Origin of the sequence: Nonomuraea sp. K271, from assembly GCF_009908215.1 — a bacterium.
Classification (GTDB): domain Bacteria; phylum Actinomycetota; class Actinomycetes; order Streptosporangiales; family Streptosporangiaceae; genus Nonomuraea; species Nonomuraea longispora.
Map to the genome: position 1 here is coordinate 17,060 of NZ_JAAAHR010000017.1, position 18,899 is coordinate 35,958.

General features: G+C 69.2%; 18 protein-coding genes and 2 pseudogenes. 7 read left to right on the forward strand and 13 right to left on the reverse strand.

Features of this window, described 5'->3' with window-relative positions:
• Positions 1-51 precede the first annotated feature (51 nt).
• Genes GUY59_RS08440 through GUY59_RS08455 form a run of 4 tightly spaced genes read left to right on the forward strand, consistent with a single transcriptional unit; the run spans position 52 to position 3,427 of the window.
• On the forward strand, positions 52-822 hold the full coding sequence (locus tag GUY59_RS08440; RefSeq protein WP_138206471.1) for a GNAT family N-acetyltransferase: 771 nt from the start codon (positions 52-54) through the stop codon (positions 820-822).
• Entirely contained in the window at positions 819-1,685 is an 867-nt protein-coding gene (locus GUY59_RS08445) for an amino acid ABC transporter permease (RefSeq protein ID WP_236666958.1), read from the forward strand. Before GUY59_RS08440 ends, GUY59_RS08445 begins: the two co-directional genes overlap by 4 nt.
• Positions 1,682-2,443 (forward strand): amino acid ABC transporter ATP-binding protein, encoded by a 762-nt coding sequence (locus GUY59_RS08450; RefSeq protein WP_330849148.1) that lies wholly within the window; start codon positions 1,682-1,684, stop codon positions 2,441-2,443. The genes GUY59_RS08445 and GUY59_RS08450 overlap by 4 nt, the downstream gene beginning before the upstream one ends.
• Before the next feature lie 18 nt (positions 2,444-2,461).
• Positions 2,462-3,427, forward strand: coding sequence for an ABC transporter substrate-binding protein (locus GUY59_RS08455; RefSeq protein ID WP_138200223.1), 966 nt, complete (start codon positions 2,462-2,464; stop codon positions 3,425-3,427).
• Between the two features lie 606 nt (positions 3,428-4,033).
• Here GUY59_RS08455 and GUY59_RS08465 read toward each other — a convergent pair.
• From GUY59_RS08465 to GUY59_RS08475, 3 genes and pseudogenes are all read right to left on the reverse strand, one after another.
• Positions 4,034-4,236 (reverse strand): annotated as a pseudogene (locus GUY59_RS08465) (IS630 family transposase); the annotation flags it as partial.
• Positions 4,237-4,256: 20 nt separating this feature from the next.
• Positions 4,257-4,841, reverse strand: a complete 585-nt coding sequence (locus GUY59_RS08470) for a GNAT family N-acetyltransferase (RefSeq protein ID WP_138200222.1) — start codon at positions 4,839-4,841, stop codon at positions 4,257-4,259.
• A complete protein-coding gene (locus GUY59_RS08475; protein ID WP_138200221.1) occupies positions 4,838-5,446 on the reverse strand; it encodes a TetR/AcrR family transcriptional regulator in 609 nt (202 codons plus the stop codon). Before GUY59_RS08475 ends, GUY59_RS08470 begins: the two co-directional genes overlap by 4 nt.
• A gap of 190 nt (positions 5,447-5,636) precedes the next feature.
• On the opposite strand from GUY59_RS08475, the pseudogene GUY59_RS08480 reads away from it, so the two are divergent.
• A pseudogene (locus GUY59_RS08480) lies at positions 5,637-5,837 on the forward strand (IS256 family transposase); the annotation flags it as partial.
• A 313-nt stretch (positions 5,838-6,150) separates the two neighbouring features.
• Here GUY59_RS08480 and lepB read toward each other — a convergent pair.
• From lepB to GUY59_RS08505, 5 genes are all read right to left on the reverse strand, one after another.
• Positions 6,151-6,507: a signal peptidase I gene (lepB, locus tag GUY59_RS08485; RefSeq protein WP_201760630.1), complete on the reverse strand. Its 357-nt coding sequence runs from the start codon at positions 6,505-6,507 to the stop codon at positions 6,151-6,153.
• A complete protein-coding gene (locus GUY59_RS08490; RefSeq protein WP_201760631.1) occupies positions 6,504-8,303 on the reverse strand; it encodes an ABC transporter ATP-binding protein in 1,800 nt (599 codons plus the stop codon). Before GUY59_RS08490 ends, lepB begins: the two co-directional genes overlap by 4 nt.
• Complete coding sequence (locus GUY59_RS08495) at positions 8,300-8,839, reverse strand: TlpA family protein disulfide reductase (protein WP_138200219.1); 540 nt, start codon at positions 8,837-8,839, stop codon at positions 8,300-8,302. The genes GUY59_RS08490 and GUY59_RS08495 overlap by 4 nt, the downstream gene beginning before the upstream one ends.
• Entirely contained in the window at positions 8,836-9,351 is a 516-nt protein-coding gene (locus GUY59_RS08500; protein WP_138200218.1) for a MauE/DoxX family redox-associated membrane protein, read from the reverse strand. The genes GUY59_RS08495 and GUY59_RS08500 overlap by 4 nt, the downstream gene beginning before the upstream one ends.
• A gap of 76 nt (positions 9,352-9,427) precedes the next feature.
• On the reverse strand, positions 9,428-9,583 hold the full coding sequence (locus tag GUY59_RS08505) for a hypothetical protein (protein WP_161714451.1): 156 nt from the start codon (positions 9,581-9,583) through the stop codon (positions 9,428-9,430).
• Positions 9,584-10,858: 1,275 nt separating this feature from the next.
• On the opposite strand from GUY59_RS08505, the gene GUY59_RS08510 reads away from it, so the two are divergent.
• On the forward strand, positions 10,859-11,212 hold the full coding sequence (locus GUY59_RS08510) for a hypothetical protein (RefSeq protein ID WP_138200217.1): 354 nt from the start codon (positions 10,859-10,861) through the stop codon (positions 11,210-11,212).
• Between the two features lie 738 nt (positions 11,213-11,950).
• Here the strand turns inward: GUY59_RS08510 and GUY59_RS08515 are convergent.
• The 3 genes from GUY59_RS08515 to GUY59_RS08525 all read right to left on the reverse strand — a co-directional run bounded on the left by GUY59_RS08515 (position 11,951) and on the right by GUY59_RS08525 (position 14,739).
• Positions 11,951-12,367: a Dabb family protein gene (locus GUY59_RS08515; RefSeq protein WP_138200216.1), complete on the reverse strand. Its 417-nt coding sequence runs from the start codon at positions 12,365-12,367 to the stop codon at positions 11,951-11,953.
• 36 nt (positions 12,368-12,403) lie between these two features.
• Positions 12,404-13,258, reverse strand: coding sequence for an NmrA family NAD(P)-binding protein (locus GUY59_RS08520; RefSeq protein WP_138200215.1), 855 nt, complete (start codon positions 13,256-13,258; stop codon positions 12,404-12,406).
• Positions 13,259-13,320: 62 nt separating this feature from the next.
• A complete protein-coding gene (locus tag GUY59_RS08525; protein WP_201760632.1) occupies positions 13,321-14,739 on the reverse strand; it encodes an MFS transporter in 1,419 nt (472 codons plus the stop codon).
• A gap of 150 nt (positions 14,740-14,889) precedes the next feature.
• On the opposite strand from GUY59_RS08525, the gene GUY59_RS08530 reads away from it, so the two are divergent.
• Positions 14,890-15,582, forward strand: a complete 693-nt coding sequence (locus GUY59_RS08530) for a TetR/AcrR family transcriptional regulator (protein ID WP_138200214.1) — start codon at positions 14,890-14,892, stop codon at positions 15,580-15,582.
• 587 nt (positions 15,583-16,169) lie between these two features.
• Here the strand turns inward: GUY59_RS08530 and GUY59_RS08535 are convergent.
• Together GUY59_RS08535 and GUY59_RS08540 are read right to left on the reverse strand one after the other, a co-directional pair.
• Complete coding sequence (locus GUY59_RS08535) at positions 16,170-16,763, reverse strand: TetR/AcrR family transcriptional regulator (protein WP_138200213.1); 594 nt, start codon at positions 16,761-16,763, stop codon at positions 16,170-16,172.
• Complete coding sequence (locus GUY59_RS08540; RefSeq protein ID WP_138200212.1) at positions 16,760-18,856, reverse strand: molybdopterin-dependent oxidoreductase; 2,097 nt, start codon at positions 18,854-18,856, stop codon at positions 16,760-16,762. The genes GUY59_RS08535 and GUY59_RS08540 overlap by 4 nt, the downstream gene beginning before the upstream one ends.
• Positions 18,857-18,899: the final 43 nt, after the last annotated feature.

The window sequence follows — 18,899 nt, forward strand, 5'->3', positions numbered from 1 at the left end:
CGGGATCGATGGGGCCGGTGACGGTTCCGGCTCGGCGGATCGGGCCGCCGCATGACCGCGCCCACCTTCCCCACGGCCTCTGACGGGTTTCGTCCCTTACCGGTCGCGGAGGCGGGCTCCGGCTTCGGCGTACTGGACGACCCGGTGCGGGCCTCGCTGCTCGGGGCGCACGCGCATCTCGCGGAGCGGCGCGGCCGGGTACTGCGCTATCCCGGCGACGTCGCGCCGTTCCTGTCGATGCCGCACGACGCGGGCCCGGCCGACTGGCGGGACGCGGCGGCGCTGGTGGGCGAGGGCGGCGAGGTGCCGCTGACCGGGCCGGCGGTGGTGCCGCCCGCCGGTTGGAAGGAGGCGAGGAACAACCCAGGTGTCCAGCTCACCGGCGAGCGCGTCGCCGGGGCGCGTGACGCCGGCGTGGTGCGGCTGGGGCCGGCGGACGTGCCGAAGATGCTGGACCTCGTCGAGCGGACCAAGCCGGGCCCGTTCCGGCCGCGGACCGTGGAGCTGGGCGTCTACCTCGGGATCCGGCTCGGCGGCGCGCTGGTGGCGATGGCGGGGGAGCGGCTGCATCCTCCGGGCTGGACCGAGATCAGCGCCGTCTGCACCGATCCCGCGTACCGGGGGCGGGGGCTGGCGACCCGGCTGGTGCTCGCGGTCGCCGCGGGCGTCCGGGCGCGTGGAGAGACGCCGTTCCTGCACGCCTCCGCCACCAACACGCCGGCGATCCAGCTGTACGAGCGCCTCGGCTTCCGGCTGCGGCGCACCACCGAGTTCCGTACCGTACGGGTCCCGGCACGCGACCGGATCGAGGGCAGGCCATGATGCTGCCCGAGGTCGAGGCCCGTGCCCGCCAGAAGGCGGAACGGCCCCTGGAGGTGGTGACCGCCCGCCGTCCGCTGCGCTGGCTGGCCGCCGTCGGGGTGCTGGTCGTGCTGGCGATGGTCGCCAGCGCTCTGATCACCAATCCCGCCTGGGAGTGGGAGGTGGTCGGGCAGTACCTGTTCGCGCCGTCGGTGGTGCGTTCGGTGCTGCTGACGCTGGAGCTGACCGTGCTCGGCATCGGGCTCGGCTTCGCGCTCGGCACGGTGCTGGCGCTGATGCGGCTGTCGCCCAACCGGCTGCTGTCGTCGGTGGCCTTCGGGTACGTGTGGTTGTTCCGGTCGGTGCCGCTGATTCTGCAACTGCTGTTCTGGTACAACCTGGCGTTGCTCTATCCGCGGTTGTCGGTCGGGGTGCCGTTCGGGCCGGAGTTCTTCGACTTCGGCACCATGGACCTGATCGGGCCGCTCACGGCGGCGGTGCTCGGGCTGGCGCTGCACCAGGCGGCCTACGCGGCCGAGATCGTCCGCGGCGGCCTGCTGTCGGTGGATTACGGCCAGCACGAGGCCGCCGCCGCCCTCGGGCTGCCCCCGGCGCGGCGGCTGTTCCGGATCATCCTGCCGCAGGCCATGCGGACCATCGTGCCCAACGCGGGCAACGAGATCATCGGCCTGGTCAAGGGCACCTCGGTGGTCTACATCATGGCGTTGCCCGAGCTGTTCTACCAGGTGCAGGTGATCTACAACCGCAACGGCCGGGTCATGGCCCTGCTGCTGGTCGCCGCCCTCTGGTACCTCCTCCTCACCACTGTCCTGTCACTCGTCCAGCACTACGTCGAACGGCACTACGGCAAAGGGCGGGCATGAACGCGATGGTCGAGCTGCGCGGCGTGCACAAGAGCTTCGGCCCTCTGCACGTGCTGCGCGGCGTGGACCTGGACGTGGCCAAGGGCCAGGTGCTGGTGCTTCTCGGCCCGTCGGGGTCCGGCAAGTCCACCCTGCTGCGCACGATCAACCACCTGGAGAAGGTGGACCGCGGCTCGGTCCGCGTGGACGGGCGGCTGCTCGGCTACCGGCAGGCAGGCGACCGCCTGCACGAGCTGCCCGAACGCGAGGTGCTGCGACAGCGCACCCAGATCGGCTTCGTCTTCCAGTCCTTCAACCTCTTCCCGCACCTCACCGTCAAGCAGAACCTCATGGAAGCACCCCTGTCGGCGCAGCGCAGGCCGCGCGCCGAGGTCGAGCCGCTGGCCGAACGGCTGCTGTCCCGGGTGGGCCTGGCCGACAAGGCCGACTCCTACCCCCGCACGCTCTCCGGCGGCCAGCAGCAGCGGGTCGCCATCGCACGCGCACTCGCCCTGGAGCCCAAGCTGCTGCTGTTCGACGAGCCGACCTCCGCGCTCGACCCCGAATTGGTGGGCGAGGTCCTCGACGTCATCAAGGACCTCGCGCGTGGCGGCACCACCATGATCGTGGTCACCCACGAGATCGGGTTCGCCCGCGAAGTGGCCGACACGGTGGCCTTCATGGACGCCGGCCGTCTCGTCGAGCTCGGCCCGCCCGCCCAGGTCCTCGACGCCCCCGCCCACGAGCGCACCCGCGCCTTCCTCGCCAAGGTCCTCTGAACCCCAAGGACGCCAGACATGCGTGCTTCGTCCCTGCTCCTCCTCGCCGTCGCCGTCCTCGCCGCCTGTGGCGCGGAACCGGCACCCGACGCCCCCACCGCCTCCGCCCCCGTGGTCGCCGGCAAGAAGATCAACCTGAGCCCGGACCAGAACCGGGTGCGGACCGGGAAGGTCGCGGACATCGCGGCCGAGGTGCCCAAGGAGATCGCCGCCGACGGCAAGCTCACCGTCGGCTTCAGCGCCAGCGGCTCGCCCCCGCTGGTCTCCCCGGCCACCGACGACACCACCCTCATCGGCGTGGAGACCGACCTCGCCCAACTCGTCGCGGACGTGCTGGGCCTGGAGTTCACCCCGCAGTCGAGCTCCTGGGAAAACCTGTTCCTGGCCGCCAAGTCCGGCAAGTACGAGGCCGTCTTCAGCAACGTCACCGTCACCGAGGAACGCAAGGACACCTACGACTTCGCCACCTACCGCATCGACCAGCTCGCCTGGCAGGTGCCCGACACCAGCCCCATCAAGGCGATCAACGGACCCGCCGACATCGCCGGGTTGCGCGTGTCGGTCGGCTCCGGCACCAACCAGGAGAGGATCCTGCTCGACTGGGACAAGCAGAACCGCGCCGCCGGCCGCGAACCGGCTGAGATCCTCTACTACGAGAAGTACGGCGACGTGCTGCTCGCCCTCAAGTCCGGCCGCGTGCAGGCGTACTTCGGCCCCAACCCGAACATCGCCTACAACATCGCCGTCAGCGGCGGCTCCCGCATCGCCGGCACGTTCTCCGGGGCAGGGCCAGACCTGCAGGGACTCATCGCCGCCATGACCAAGCAGGACAACGGCCTGGTGCAGCCGCTGAACGAGGCCCTGAACACGATCATCAGGAACGGCACGTACAAGCAGGTGCTCGAACGGTGGGGGCTGGCCAACGAGGCCATTCCCGAGTCGCAGATCAACCCGCCCGGCCTACCCCGCCAGCCGGCCTCGTGAACGGCTCGGCCGCGTGCGCGCCCCGAACGCACCTGCGTGGCCGCGCGTCGATCGGCTCAAAGGATCTTGACTCCGGACCAGTCGAGCCCGTCAAGGTTGACGACGATCATTTCCTTAGTCCTGCGAGCGATGACTACGACGGCTTCGTCTCTGGGTCGGAAAACTTCGGCGAGCCGCTTGACTGCGTAGGCGTCGTCCCAGCAGACGGCGGCTTCCCAAGCGGCCGACGCCTGAGCGGCGATGTCGTGCGCGGCGGCGTCGGGGCGATTCGGACCTGTCAAACCCGGTGAGACGTCAGGCTACTTGCGCGCTTTGTGGTGAGGTGTCGGTCTCGGAGATCACGGGTGGCTGGTTGATCCACACCTTGGCCGGCAATGCCGGTGGGTAGGGTCGCCGGCCGCGGAACCGTTCCGGATGCGCCTACAAGGCCGCGTGGAGGGTTCGCCGCGCCGGCCTTGTCCAGAGGGCGGGCCTGGCCTGCGTCATCCAGCACGCACGACTCGACAATCCGTAATCTTCCAGATCAGGGGCACTCTTTGCTATCTAACCGATCATCCGATTTGCTAGTGCTGTGACCGGAAATGATCACCGGGTTGGGTGAGGGGTTCAGGCTGCCGGTGTGACTGGTCGGCCGCCCAGTGGATGCCCTTCTCGCTGCGGATGCGGGCGCGTTCTCGGCGTTGGGCGGCCAGTACGTCGGGGTGACGGGCGTGAGCGTTGCGCCAGCGCAGGCAGGCATGCAGGGCCCGGGTCTGGACGGTGTGGTCGGGGCCGTCGGAGTTGGCCAGGGTGAACTGGCGTAATGGTCCGATCATTTCCGGTCACAGCACTAGCCGAGCCGCATGGATACATAGTCGGTGAACCCCGCGCGCCGGGCGAACCTGACGGGGCGTCGCTGGTACTCGGTGAACCCGAGCTTGGCATAGAGGCCGAGTGCCGGGGCGTTGGTGCTCTTGATATCGCGGAGCACGTATTCGTCGAAGTCGGGAAGGGCGAGGATGTACTGCATGAGGGCAGTCGCCACCCCGCGCCCCTGGTAGGCGGGCGCAGTCGTGACGAAGCCGATCTCCGCCAGGCCGGGCCGCGCTTCGTCCGGCGCGCCGAGGAACTGGGAGCGCACGACGAGGTGGCTGATCGTGCCGTGAACTGTTCCCAGGTGGCGTCGGATCTCGGACCAGCGTGGGGCGAAGCACTCCTGCGTTCCCACGGTGACAGAGGCAATGGCCGCGGGCTCGCCCTCCACGAGGGCGACGTAGAACCGGTTGAGCAGGATCATGTGCTTGAACGCATTCGCGAGTTTCTGCGGATCGGAGGAGAAGAACGCGAAGTCTTCGGCGAAGCCGCGGACTAGCACCTCGGTGATCCGCCGTCGATAGTCCTCGCCCAACTCGTCGCCGCGCTTGATCTCGATCACTCGGACATTCCTTTCGTGAGTAACCTCAGCACAATGTCGACGTCGGGGACGGCGAGCTCGGCACCGAGGGCGAGCCGCATCGTCGTAAGACCGCCGAGGGTGGCGAAGTAGCACGCCGTGATCTCTGCCGGATCGCCGCTGCCGAACTCGCCGGCGGCCTGGCCGCGCCGCACGAGCTCCTCGAAGGCGCGCCACATCGAGCGGTGTGCCCCAACGATCCGGTCGACCGTGCCGGGCGGTGTGTCAGTGGTGACCCCATGGTTGACGACGACGACGAACTCGGCAGCGCCATCGTCAGCCGTGACGCCGGCCAGAAAACGAGTGGTGAATGCGCGAACCAGGGCGGACGGCCGCCCTGGTCCTGAAATGTCGGCCGCGAGCGTGACGAGGCCGGCGACGGCCTGGTCGAGCAGATCAAAGTACAGTTCGTCCTTCGTGGCGTAGTGACGGTAGATCGACCCGACACTCACGTCCGCTTCGAGCGCGATATCGCGGATGGTCGACGCCGCAAACCCTCGGCGGGCGAACACCCGAACGGCGGCCGTCTGGATGACCTCGCGCGTCGCCGCTCGCAGCGCCGCATTCTGTTCGGCAGTGCGCGGCATGGGCCCTCCCTGATGAAATGAACGTATGTTCACCCTACCAAGGAGATTCGGTACTCGTTGATCAGTCCTGTGACGGTCCATCGGCGGTGGATCCGGGAGGTCATGTCGATCCCCTCGCTGGAATCGTGCAATGGCGGGCGGAGCGAACGGCTTGGTCGCGTCCGAGATGCGGGGTAAATGTGAACGAGCGTTGATCATCCAGACTGCCGTGGAAGCCGAGGTGGACGCCTTCCTCGGCCGTGCCCGTTACCAGCGCGCCGCTGCCGTCACCGCTGAGGGCAGCAACGACGAGGAGAGCACGGTACGGCCCGGTTACCGCAACGGGCACTGCCCGACCACGGTCAAGACCACCGGCGGGCCGATCACCATCGCCCGGCCGAAGCTGCGCGGCATCGCTGGCAGTCTGCGGGCCAGCGCGGACAGCACGCGCTCACTGTGCCCGGCCTATGCCCGGCATCGCCTTTGAGGGGCGGGCTGGAAACCAACACCAGCCTATGAGGATCTGGAGTACCGGGCTCGCATGTATGTTTCCAGGTCTGCGCCGGATCTCCTAGGCTCTGGGCGGTTCTCGGAGGCACGCAGGGCAGGCCGTCTCGAAACGGTCCCCGCTGACGACGCCGTCATCTCCTTGAGTGGGGATCAACTGTCGAACATCACGCGGGCCAGCCTGTGGTGGCTTGGGCTTGGGCAGCACCTCATAAGGCCTACACCGATCGACCCAGACGGCCCACGGGGACGGTGGCGAGGATGTCGCGGCAGTCGATCAGGCCCAGGTGGCGGGAGTCCTGTGAGCGAGCATTGTCCCCGGCCACCGCGACATGCCCGGCCGGCACGTGTGACAGGTCCGGCGGCGCCGGGACGAGCCAGTCCGGCAGCGGGTCTCCGGCGACCGCGGCGACCCGCTTGATCCGGTGCGGCGGCTGCTCGTCCGCCACACGGAACACGATCACCTCGCCGCGCCGCGGGTCACGGCGTATCCGCCGCGCGAGCAGGCGCTGGCCGTCCCGCAAGGTGGGCGACATGCTGTTGCCCCGCACGACCACCCTGAACCACCCGATCACCGCACCCTCACATCCTGGTAGCCGCCGGCCTGGAGGCGGAACAGCCGGGCGTACTCGCCGCCCGCGTCCATCAGTTCGTCGTGACTGCCCTGCTCGGCGATCCGTCCGCCTACCAGCGTGACGATCAGCTCCGCGTCGCGCAGCACGGACATCCGATGGGAGATCAGCAGCCGAGTACGGCCCTCCGTGTGGCGGCGCAGAGTGCTGTGCACACGGTGCTCACCCTCGGCGTCCAGCCCCGAGGTCGGCTCGTCGAGCACGATCAACTCGGCGTCGGTGCGCATCAGGCAGCGCGCCAGGGCCACCCGCTGCCACTGCCCGCCGGAGAGCGTCACACCGGCACGCTCACCGTCGTCCGTGTGTGTCCTGGACAGTACGGTGTCATAGCCGTGGGGAAGCGCCGCCACCGTGTCGTCGGCACGAGCCGCCCGCGCGGCCGCGACGATGCGCGACCGGTCGTCGAGGTGCTGGACCTGACCGATGCCGATGTTCTCGGCCGCGGTGAGGTCGTAGGTCATGAACTCCTGGAACACCACGCCGATCCGCGCGCGCAGGGCCGTGACGTCCAGCTCGCGGATGTCCACGCCGTCCCAGGTGATCGTGCCGCGCTGCGGGTCGTAGAACCGGCACAGGAGTTTCACCAGCGTGCTCTTGCCCGCGCCGTTGACGCCGACGAGTCCCACGGCGGCGCCGGCGGGGATGGTCAGGTTCACCCCGCGCAGCACCCACGGGCCCTCCTCGCCGTACCGGAACCAGACGTTCCGCAACTCGATGGTCGCCGACGCAGGAGGCGTGCCCGTGCCGACCGACAGGTCGTCGGCGGTGCCGACGACGTCGAGATAGTGGCCGAACATCCGCGCCGCGCGAGCGGTCTCGCCGAGTTGGAGCACCACGGTGGACAGCCCGGTCTGTACGCCGGCCACCGCACCGAGGAAGAGCACCAGGTTGCCGACCGAAGAGCTGCCGGTGACGACGTTCGTGGCGACCACGACCGTACCCGCCGCGGTGACGGCGGCGCCGAGCAGCGCGAGGCCGCTCTGCACCAGTGAGCCTCGGCGTGACACGGACAACCGTGCGCGCGAGACCGCCGTCAGCGAGTCGATCATCCTGGTGTGAAGGAGCGTGCCCAGGCCGAAGAGCCGGATCTCCTTCGCGGCGCGTACATCGGTGAGCAGGGCGCGGTAGAACAGGCGGCGCCGGTCGGTGGACACCCACGCCTCCTCCGCCGCCACCTCGCGTCGCGCGGTCGCCAGTCTGGCGAGGACGGCGACCAGCACTGAGGCGAGCAGCAGCAGGGCCATCGGTGGCCACACCACCAGCAGCGCGCCCGCGAAGCTGGTGAGCAGTACCACTGAGCGGACCAGCTCCTGCGCGAACTGCGAGACCGTGGTGGGCGCTTCCTGTGCCGCCTGCTCGGCGAGCCGCAGCCGGTCGTGGAACGCGGGATCCTCGATGTGCCGCAGTCCCGGCAGGGCGGCGACCCGCTGGAACAGCCGGCTCTCCACCGTCACAGTGACCCAGTGCTGGACCACTTCGCCGACGTAGCCGGTCAGATAGAGCAGTGCGATGGCCAGCCCGCCGACGATCGCCGAAGCGATGGCGAGGAACGCCACCCGGCCCGTGTCCGCCGCACCGGAGGTGAGCTCGTTGACCAGCAGCATCGTCAGCCACGCCCCGCTCGCGGGCGCGGCGCCCGCGAGCACGGTGAGCGCCAGGGTGGTCGTGGCGGCCGCGGGCGCGGACCGGAACGGCAGCGCGAGCGCCGACATGCCGGCGCGAAAGGTCGAGCGGGTCATGCCACCTTCACCGAAGCGCCGGCGGCGTCCGCGAAGTCGCTGATCCGGGTGCCGGACGCGGTCACCACACCGCTGTGCGTGTGCAGCAGCGTCGGGAACGCGACGACCTCGAACGCGGTCAGCACGGGGTCGTCAACCCCGATGACCGCGACTCTGCCGAGGGTGCCGAGCTTGGCGATCAGCCGCGCGGTGGCGTCGGGAGCGTCCGGGTCATCGTGCATGAAGGACACGAAGCGGGCCGTCGGCGGAGAGGCGGCGAGCGCGTCGGACAGCATTCGGCACGGTCCGCAGCCGACCTGGAAGAACCCGACGTGAACCGGGCCGTCGAGGTCCGCCTCGGTGATCGCGGCGCCGTCGGTGTCGATGACCGAGAACGGGCGGACGACCGTGCCGGGCCTCGGCAGATGCGGGTTGTGGGCGGGGGCGCCGCCGTTCTGCGGCAACTGGCGGATCCTGGTGACCAGCGCGAAGGTGAACAGCAGATGTATCGCGACCACGGCGGCGAGCAGGACGACGGCGGTGGTGAGCAGAATCAACGGGTCCTCCGGGCGGGAACAAGAAGGAACGCGACGTCCTCCCAGCGGGTCGTGAGCAGCCCGAGAAACGCTCCGGCGACCAGGGCGATCAGCATGGCGGGTGCGGACGTGGGCAGGCCGCCGGCGATGGCACCGGCGACGGCGACGGCGATCAGCAGACCGTTGCGGACGAGGTGCTGTGGGCCGAGCTGGCCGCCGCCCGCGCCGAAGCACTGGCATCGTACGGACTGCCGGGCGAAAATCGCACGGCCGATGCCGGCGCAGAACGCGATGAGGAGCACGGCCACGAGGGCGTAGCCGGCGAGCCGCGTACCGGGGACGGCGAGCAGCACCACGGCGGCGGCCTCTACTGCGACGACCGCGACGGCGGCCGGACCGGCGGGCAGCCACCGTGGCCCGATCGCCGCGACCGAGTCGCGGAACTCGGCGAACTCCCGCCGGGCGCGCGTCTTACTCACGACCGCTGCGAAGAAGACGACGGCGAGCAGCGCACGAGCGAACAGGTCGAGCACGGCAGCCTCCGGGGTGGTGACAGAGGTTGGCGGGGCGCGAAGTGGCGTCCCGCCAACCGCCTCGGTCAGTGTGAGATCAGCGGCAGCCGGACGCCTTGGAGGAGCAGACGCCGTAGCAGTTGTACTTGTAGCCCTTCTTGCAGCACTCGGGCGGCACACAAGCACCTGCCTCGACCTTCGGCAGCACCATCCCGACCAGACGCTCACCGGCCTGCTGCACGAGTCGCTTCATTCCAGCTCCTTCCCATTACCAAGAACTGCGGACGCCGACCAGAAGATACGTCGTCCCGGCACCACGGTGACGACGGTTATCGCATCGTCCACTTCGGCCAGAACTCTGCACTATTGCCACTCCTGGCGGCACGACAAAGGTGCCTTGTTCACGAACAAGAGTCAAGAGGGCCAAGTCAGGATATTGCGTTGCTGCGCACGAAGCGGCCGGGTGACGGTGGTGCCGTACGGTCCACCAGCTGCAGCTCGGAGGCCGTTTCGGTGATATCGCCGCGCATCGTGTACACGTATATGGCGATTATATGGCGCGTCTGATAGCATTACCGGCGGTCGGGAGTGGCCGTACCGGCGTGTGTGTGCAATACGCGGACGCATTCGGTTGATAGGCGCGCGGGACGCGTCCGTCGCAGCGGTGCGAAACTTCGTGTCTATTTAGCGTACGGCTATTATGAAAGTGGCGGAGAAAGAGGCGGCGCCAGAGCGTTCAGCGCCCCCGCGCCGCGGACCTTGCGCCCCGGCTGCCGCGACGGGAGCACGGGCGAGCGCACCGAAGTGCGCCCGCCGAAAATCCATCCAGGCAGGTGAATGTTCGTGGAGGATGCTGCCGAGCCGGTCTCGTCGGCGTAGGTTCATGTCGGTGATCCGGCCGGCATCGATGATCGGGTCCGAGAGCCGGGAACCGCCCCTCCCGATCTCGGAGTAGTAAGCGAGCGCGGGCGCTCGCATCGTCCGGGCCCTCTACCAGGTTCCTCATAGCCTGGGTGACCCAGCTTGCGCTCGGGTGAGCGGTGGTGCCGAGCACGCGGACGCCCCTTCATGGGTGCGGATCCGAATGCTCGCGCGGGGTCGCCATGTGACACCGATCCCTCAAGATCGCCAAGTGTCGCTGGAGTGCCAGGCGACCCGGTCCGGGCCACCCGCGATCTCTCGCGCGGCTACAGCGAGAGATCGCGCGTTGCGAAATGATGGTTGCCGCCATCGGCGAGACACATCGGCAGCTACTCGATAGGACGCTGTGGATCGGCCGGCACGTTGAGACTCGGCATGTCGAGTAAGGCCTTATTGAAACGCACTCCGCTTTCGTGCTCGATGATGGCCAAGAAGAGGGCGGTGGCGTCCGGTTCTGGCTCTCTGTCGTCATAGAGAGGTGCGAGGAGTTCCGTGTACGGTGTCAGAGGGCCGAGAAATCTTGTCCAAGGTGTGAGCTCATTGGCGAGGGGCTTCGGGACACTGCACCTTCCCTTCGGCGTCTCGGTAGCGCGCATACAGGGTGCTGTTGCCCTCGATTTACTCCAACCATCCCGCGATCCGCAATCTTGGACGGCGTCGGGTCTTCCAGATCAACTTCTGGGGAGAAGTGGGTGAAGGACTTGAGCCGTTGCACCTCCATCACGACGGCGAACTGATCGATGACGTCATGCCGCCGTACGAGGAAGGCGGATATATGGCCCTCCCCGACTACCGGTCTTTCACGACCGGGCTGGAGCTCGATCCCGACACTGAACTTGAGCAGGATGTCCATACCTTGTTGTGCTTGGTGGGCCGGATCACGGGACGTTTCGCTGACCGGGAATGGTGGACGGCAACCCGCGCTTTCCACCGCATCCCTCGCGAGGCGTGGGAGAAATGACAGCCGGGTGCCGGGCCGTTCGCTTGGCTGCGCACCCGTTCGGCGGCGAACAATTAGTCATCACCGCGCTGACCGGTCAGGTGCCATCGGTCGCTGATGCGTTCGATTTCCCACGGGCGTAGCTCTTCCGCAGTGACTGGTCAAATCAGGCTGTGAGGGTGTTTCCGCCCTGGTGACGGCTGTCCAGAGTGCGCGACTTTCTTGGGCGGCTTGTGTCTCACATGGTGTGAGGTTGTAGTCAGAGGGTGCATCGTGAGAATGGCGGAGCGGGGGTACGGGGCCGGGCGCACTGTTCCTCTTTCTGTGGCCGGGCCTCTCAATTTCGCTGCCCAGCTCGGGATTATCGCAATTTTGGGACGAATGGGGGGAGGCCATTTATGTGCGTTCTCTGTATCAGCCTGTCAGCCTCATCGTCCTTGCCCTGAGTGTGGGTTTCGCGGTCTGTAACCAGGTCGCCGCCGCGATCAGCAAGGGGGCCGGGCGTCCCCAGGACGTCATGTCGAACGCCGCCAGCCTGGCCAGGGTATGGCTCGGGCTCGGCGCGGCCCTGTACCTGGGCCTCGTGGTCGCGGCTCCCTTCCTGCCTGGCCTCCTGCATGTGGACGCCATCCGCACCGCGCGAGCGAGCCCGTCCCGGGTAGGGGGCTCGCACACCTGCCCGGGCACGTGGATCACCGACCAGAACGCGACCCCGACCCAGGCGCGTGAAGCGCGGGCCGGAGTCGCTTGGGTTTGTCGTCAGCCGGCGTTGTGCGGCGGGGCGGCGCTGCCGGTGTATTCGGGGAGTTCGGAGACCAGGGCGGCGATGTCGGGGATGGTGGCGTACCGCCGGCGGTGGATTTCGGCGATCTTCGTGCCGATCTCCGGGTCCGGGTCGTCGGTGATGTCGAACGAGGCGAACCTGTCGACCAGCGGCAGCCCGTTGCGGTCCACCTCGAGGTGGGCCGGGTGGTTCATCATCTCCTCGTAGCCTTCGAGGTTCTCGATCACGGAGATGGAGCCGTATGCGTAGTCCCCGCCGTAGTCGGGGCCGACGACGTGCGACTTGATGGCCGGGATGGCGCGGGCGGCCTCGCGCATGCTTTCCAGAGCGGCCTGCCGGTCCGATTCCGAGACGCCGGGCTTGGGGGTGAAACGGATGCAATGGTAGATCATCGAAACTTTCCTTTCTGCTGGTTTCCGTCCGGGGTGTCACGCCGGGCGGAACGCGGGGGCGAAGTCGCGGGCGAAGTCGGAGATGTCGCGCGCGGGGCGTCCGGTGAGATCGGGAACGGACGTGTGCACATCGGCGGCCTCGCCCCTGGCGTAGTGGGCGTAGTCCTCGACCAGGCCCTCGAGCTGCCAAGGCGGAAGAATCCCGGTCAGTGCGGCGGTGAACTGGTCGGCGGGTGCGTCGTGGAAGGTGATGTCCCGACCGGTGGCCACGGAGAGCGCGTGGGCGATCTGGTTGTGGGTCACGGCGCTGGGACCTGTCAGGGTGTAGATCTGGCCGGTGTGCCCCGTGCCGGTCAGGACGACCGCGGCCGTATCCGCGATGTCCCTGGTGTCGATCGCGCTGACGGCGGCGTCGGCGATGGGCGCGGCGAACCAGCCCTGTGCGATGGTGCCGGCGAAGCCGAGCAGCGCCTGCAGGTAGAGGTTGGGGCGCAGCACGGTGTGGTCGAGGCCGAGCCGCTGGAGGTGTGCTTCGACTTCGGCGTGCCAGCGCAGGAACCGCACCGGGGAGTCGGCGCGTGCCGCGTACTGGGAGAGCAGCACGAGCCGGTCCAGACCGACGTCGCGGGCGGAATCGGCGAACTGGATCTGGAGGGCGGCGGCGTCGGGCGCGGAGGGGCTGTTGAGGAACGCCGCGTCGACGCCTTTCAACGCGGCGGCGACCGATGCCCGGTCCCGCAGGTCGGCGACGACGTTCTGGACGCCGGGGAGGGCGCGGTCGGGGTTGCGGATCATGGCGCGGACAGTGACGCCACGGGCCTGCAGGGCGGGAATCAAGGCGGATCCCACGGTTCCGGTCGCGCCGGTAACGAGGACGGTGGGGCTTTTCATCACGGTGTTCCTTCCTGTGGTTTCGCCGGGGCCCGTTCCTCGGCGGGGGTGGTGGTCCCGGGTCAGCGCGTCCCCGCGGAGGCGGGGGCCGGCCGGGTCTTGGCGGTGAAGAAGAGCGACAGCCCGAGGGCGATGAGGATGAGCGCGGCCTGCCCCAGGAACGCGGTCGTGAACGCGATGTCCTCCCCGGCTCCCGCGGCGCCGATGGCGATCCCGGCCAGGGCGGCGAGCCCGACCGCGCCGCCCAGTTGCTGTGCGGCGTTGACCAGCCCGCTGAGCAGCCCCGATTCGTCTTCGGCGCTGTCGCGCACCGCCATCGCGGTGGCGTTGACGGCGCCGAGCCCGAGGCCGGCCCCGATCAGCACGAACGCGCCCAGCAGAGTGAGGGAGAAGCCGCCGGCCGTCCGGTCCAGCGCCAGCCACACGAAGCCGGCGAGCAGCACGACGAGGGCGACCGGCAGCGCGCGGGCCAGCCCGATGCGCTTGGCCAGCGGCGGCGCGGCGGCACTGCCCACGATGATCATGAAGGCGATGGGGAGCTGGGTCATCCCGGCCGTCAGCGGGCTCATCCCGAGTACCTCCTGCTGGTACTGCGGCAGGAAGAAGAACAGGCTCGTCAGCGTGCCGCCGATCAGCAGCACCACCACGTTCGCCAGGACCACCGGCCTTCTGCGGAAGACGCCGAGGGGGACCAGCGGGTGCGCGGAGCGTTGCTCGACCTTTACGAACGCGGCCATGGCGACGAGGCCGACCGCGAGGCCGGTGACGGTGCCGGGCGTGTCCCATCCGGCCTCGGAGGCCGAGACCATGCCCAGCGCGAGGGCGGAGATCGCGATGGTGATGGTGATGGCGCCGGCAAGGTCGAACCGGCCGGGCCTGCCCGGCGCCGGCGGTGCCGAGCGCCACACGATGATCGCCCCGATGACACCGAACGGCACCGGGGTCACGAACACGGCCTGCCAGCCGAGCATCCCGGTCAGCGTTCCGCCGAGGAAGACGCCGACGAGGCTGCCGGCGCCCGCGACGGCGCCCCAGATGCCCATGGCACGCGTGCGTTCCGCGGACGAGGAGTACAGAGCGAGGACGAGCGAGAGCGCGGCCGGTATCACGACCGCGGCCCCGATTCCCTGCCCGATCCGGCCGGCGATCAGCATGGCGCCGCTGGTGGCCAGCGCGCACCAGGCCGAGGCCGCGAGGTAGACGGCCATCCCGGCCAGGAACACCTTCCGGCCGCCGAGCACGTCGGCAAGACGGCCGCCGAGCAGCAGCAGACCGGCGAACGCCACCAGGTAGGAGTCCACCACGATCGTGAGCTCGGGGGCAGTGAGCGCCAGTCCCTCGCGGATCGTCGGCCCGGCGAGGTTGACCATGGCGGCGTCCAGGATGACCAGGAACATGGCCGTCGCCACGCCGGCCATCGCCACTCCACGCGGCGCCTTCGGGTGGCCGTCCGCCCTGGGGCGCGTTACTCCGTTGCCCATCACTCGGTCTCCTTCGTTCAGAGCACTGCTCTTGGTTGTTATAAGCTCTAACACAACGGAGCATGTATCACGATCGCGTGCTATGTCAAGATGTGCTTTAAGTGCTAGCGTTGCGGAAGCTCATTCGTGGACGTGGAGTGGAGGTCCGTGATGGCCACAGGACAGCGCCGGAGCTCGATGCGGGAGCGCTTCCGCGAGCAGGTGCGGGAGGACGTCAAGGCCGTCGCCCTCGAGCAATTGGCCGAGGGCGGGGCCCAGACGATCTCGCTCAACGCCATCGCCAAGCGGCTCGGGGTCTCCGGCCCCGCCCTGTACCGCTACTACGCCAATCGCGACGAGTTGCTCAACGAACTAGTGATCGACGCCTACCATGACCTGCGCGACGCGCTGGCCAGCGCGTCCGCCGGCAGCGCCCGCGTCCGCCGCCCCGAGCAGCGGATGCGCGAGTTGGCCCACGCCTACCGCCAATGGGCACGCGAGCATCCGCACCGTTACGAGCTGCTGTTCAGGCCACCGTTCCCCGGCTACGACGCGCACGCCGAGCCGATCGCCGAGGCCGCCTCGACACTCATGCTTCCCGTACTCGACGTCCTGGACGGCAACGAGGACGATGACGTCCAGTACGTCGTGCGCGTGTGGTCACGCATGCACGGCATCGTCAGCCTCGAACTGGGCGGTGCCTACACCGCGATGGACATCGACGCCGACGCGCTGTACGCCGATGAGATGCAAACGATCACTGAACGCTACCACCGCGAGCCTGAGGCTCCGGATGGGGTAGATGTGGTGGTCAACCACGGAGAGGTGCGTGGCGGGGGCGGACCCGGTGATCCTCAAGGGTGATGTTCCCGGGGCTCTTCCGCGCGGCTCAGTGTGTTCATTTTCGGGCGCGGAGTCTGAAAGCGGCGGTTCTGGCTCACGTGGCCAGGGCATCGCGTCCGGCCAGAGGACTGCGGTCTGCCATCTCGTACGCGTGGCGAACACACGGTGTTGGTGCCCGTAACCTATGCGCGTCTCAGACTGCGTCACTCGAAGTGCAACTCCAAGGACACTATGTTCCGATGCCAACCAGAAGGTCGAGCGACTTCGCCACCCCAGGCCTGGTGCGGACGATGAGGGATCCTGCGGCGAGGGCCACCCCGAGGATGTACCCGCCCGCCAGACAGGGGACGAGTTCGGGGCCGCGGCTGACGCCATAGACCTTGACCACGAAGATCGACAGAGTTGGTCCAGCCAGCCCGACCGAGCAAGCTCAACACGATCACCATTTTCCTCCCCATGAAATCCTCTCCTCGGGCCTAGCCTGCGGCGAAGGACAGCAGGGGTGTGTCAGGGGCAGGTCGTCGCGGTGGGCAGCACCGCCATCACGCGGGCAGCGAAGCGCCATGGCGGGCGGTCTCCTCCTGGTGTCCGGACGTCCCGCGCTGGTCTCATTCGCGGCCGGGCTCCTGTTCGCGGGCGGCCGGTGGGACGCCGCGGACGATCGTTTCGGCGGCGTAGCGTAGCCACGTGCCGCCCTCCGAGGCGGGGGATGGGCGGGCGAGGGCGGCGAACAGCACGCCGTCGAGCTGTGCCACCAGCATGCGTGCCGCGTTCTCGGGGTCGGGAACCCCTGCCGCCCGCAAGCCGTCGGTGGCCATGCGGAGGAAGCGTTCGGCGGCGGCGTCGAGTTCGGTGCGGAGCGTGGCGCCGGCGGCGGCGTCGAGGTACAGCGCCATTCTGGCGCGGGTGCGTGTCCTGGCCGGGCCGAGCCAGTGTTCGAGCAGGCCGGTCAGAGTGGCGGCGACCTGTTCTCTGCCGCTCCACGCGCTGGGCGGCAGCCGGACTAGCGAGGCTTCGTCGAGTTCCAGCATGCGCCTCAGCACCGCGTCGAGCAGCGCGCGCCGGGTGCGGAAACAACTGCTGGTGCTTCCTGGCGGCAGTGCGGCCCGGGCGTCGGCGGCGCGATGGGTCAGGGCGCGCATGCCGTGTTCGGCGATGACGTCGATGGCGGCGTCGGCCGCTCGTTGCGCGCGTGTTCTCATCGGTGCCGCTCCACGGTGACCGGCACCCCGTTGAGCACCGCCGTGCCGCTGACCTGGTCGAGATGGGCTGGGTCGGTGAGGGCGTTGACGTTGGCGCCGGGCACCTGGCGGGCGACCGGCAGCTGTACGCCGGGCAGGTCGTGGCCGTAGCCGTGCGGCAGGCTGACCGTGCCGGGCATGAGATCGTGGCCGGTGCCGAGCTGGACGGTCAGTTCCCCCGTGGGTGAGGTCACGGTGACGAGGTCGCCGTCGGCCAGTTCGCGTGCGGCCATGTCTGCGGGATGCATCAGAAGGTGGTGGCGTGGCTTGCCCTTCACCAGCCGGGCGGAGTTGTGCATCCAGGAGTTGTTGCTCCGCAGGTGCCGGCGGCCGATCAGCAGCAGGCCGCCTGGCGGCTCCAGCAGTTCGGCGGCGGCCGCTCGTACGGCCGCGATCAGGGACGGGGGAGCGGCCGGCACGCGTTTGCGCGGCGTCTGCAGCCGCCGGGGCAGGCTGGGCCGCAGCGGGCCCAGGTCCAGCCCATGCGGATGGCGGCGCAGCCTGGCCAGCGACAGACGGTAGGGGCCGGTACGCAGGCCCAGGTCCACGATGCGCTCCGGCCGCATCCGCAGCATGAGAGCGGCCTGCCACGGCCGGGGCCGGATCAGTCGCCCGTACCTGCGGCCCAGCTCGCGGAAGATCTCCCATTCGTGCCGCGCGCCGGGCTGTCGCGGGAAGACGGCCGGCACGTACCGGGCGGTGTCGCGGACGGCGAGCAGGTGGAAGATCAGGTCGTAGTGGTCGCGTTCGAGGGGTTCGGTCGGCGGCAGGATCACGTCGGCGTGGCGCGTGGTCTCGTTGACGTAGAAATCGACGCTGGCCATGAATTCCAGCCCGGCCAGGGCCTCGTCCAGCGCGGGCCCGGCGGGCGTGGACAGCACCGGGTTGCCCGCCACCGTGAGCAGGCCGCGTACCTGGCCGGGCCCCGGCGTGCGGATCTCCTCGGTGAGCACCGCGACGGGCAGTTCGCCACCGAACTCGGGCAGGGCGCGCACCCGGCTGCGCCACCGGCCCTGACGGCCCGGGTCGATCTGCCTGGTCCTGATCGGATCGACGGCCGGCCGGGTGAACAACGTGCCGCCCGGCCGGTCGAGGTTGCCCGTGACGATGTTCAGCAACTGCACGCCCCACTGACACAGCGTGCCGAACCGCTGCGTGGACACCCCCATCCGGCCGTAACAGGCGGCGGACGGGGCGGTGGCGAACCCTCTGGCCACCCGGCGGACGGTGCCGGGCTCGACCCCGCAGACAGCCTCCACCCGTTCGGGGGTGAAGGGTGTGAGGACGTGGCGGACCTCGTCGAGGCCGTCCACGTACGCGGCCGGCCGCGCCAGTCCCTCCTCCAGGATGACCCGTACCATGCCCAGAATCAGCGCCGCGTCGGTGCCTGGCCGGACGAAGTGGTGCTCGCCGCCGAGCCTGGCGGTCTCGGTCCTGCGCGGGTCGAACAGCACCATCGTGCCCCCGCGCGCCAGCAGTGCCCGGATCCTGCGCCCCATGCCCGGCGCCGACATCAGGCTGCCGTTGGACACGGCCGGGTTCGCGCCGAAGACGAGAAAATAGTCGGTGCGATCGAGGTCGGGGATCGGCAGCAGCCACTGGTTGCCGTAGAGCAGCCGCGCCACCACCTGATGCGGAAGCTGGTCGACCGAGCTCGCCGAGAACCGGTTGCGCGTGCCGAGCAGGCTCGCGAACGCCGGCGCGTGCGTCATCGCGCCCAGGCTGTGCGTGACGGGGTTGCCCAGGTAGAGCGCGACCGAGTCCGCGCCGTGCCGTCGTCTGAGCCGCGCGAGTCCGTCCGCGACCAGGTCGAACGCCTCCTCCCACGAGATCTCCCGCCAGCCGTCCGCGGTCCGCCGCACGGGGGCGCGCAAGCGGTCGGGGTCCTCCCGCAGGTCGGCCAGAGCCAGCGCCTTGGGGCAGAGGTGCCCGGCCGACAGGACGTCGTCCTCATCGCCCCGGATGTCGACGACCCGGTCGCCGGAGGTGGTGATACGCAGGCCGCACATCGCCTCGCACAACGTGCACCTGCCGAGCCTGATGGTCTCCTCCATGCTACATTTGTAGCAGCAATCCGCTACAGGTGTAGCAACCGCC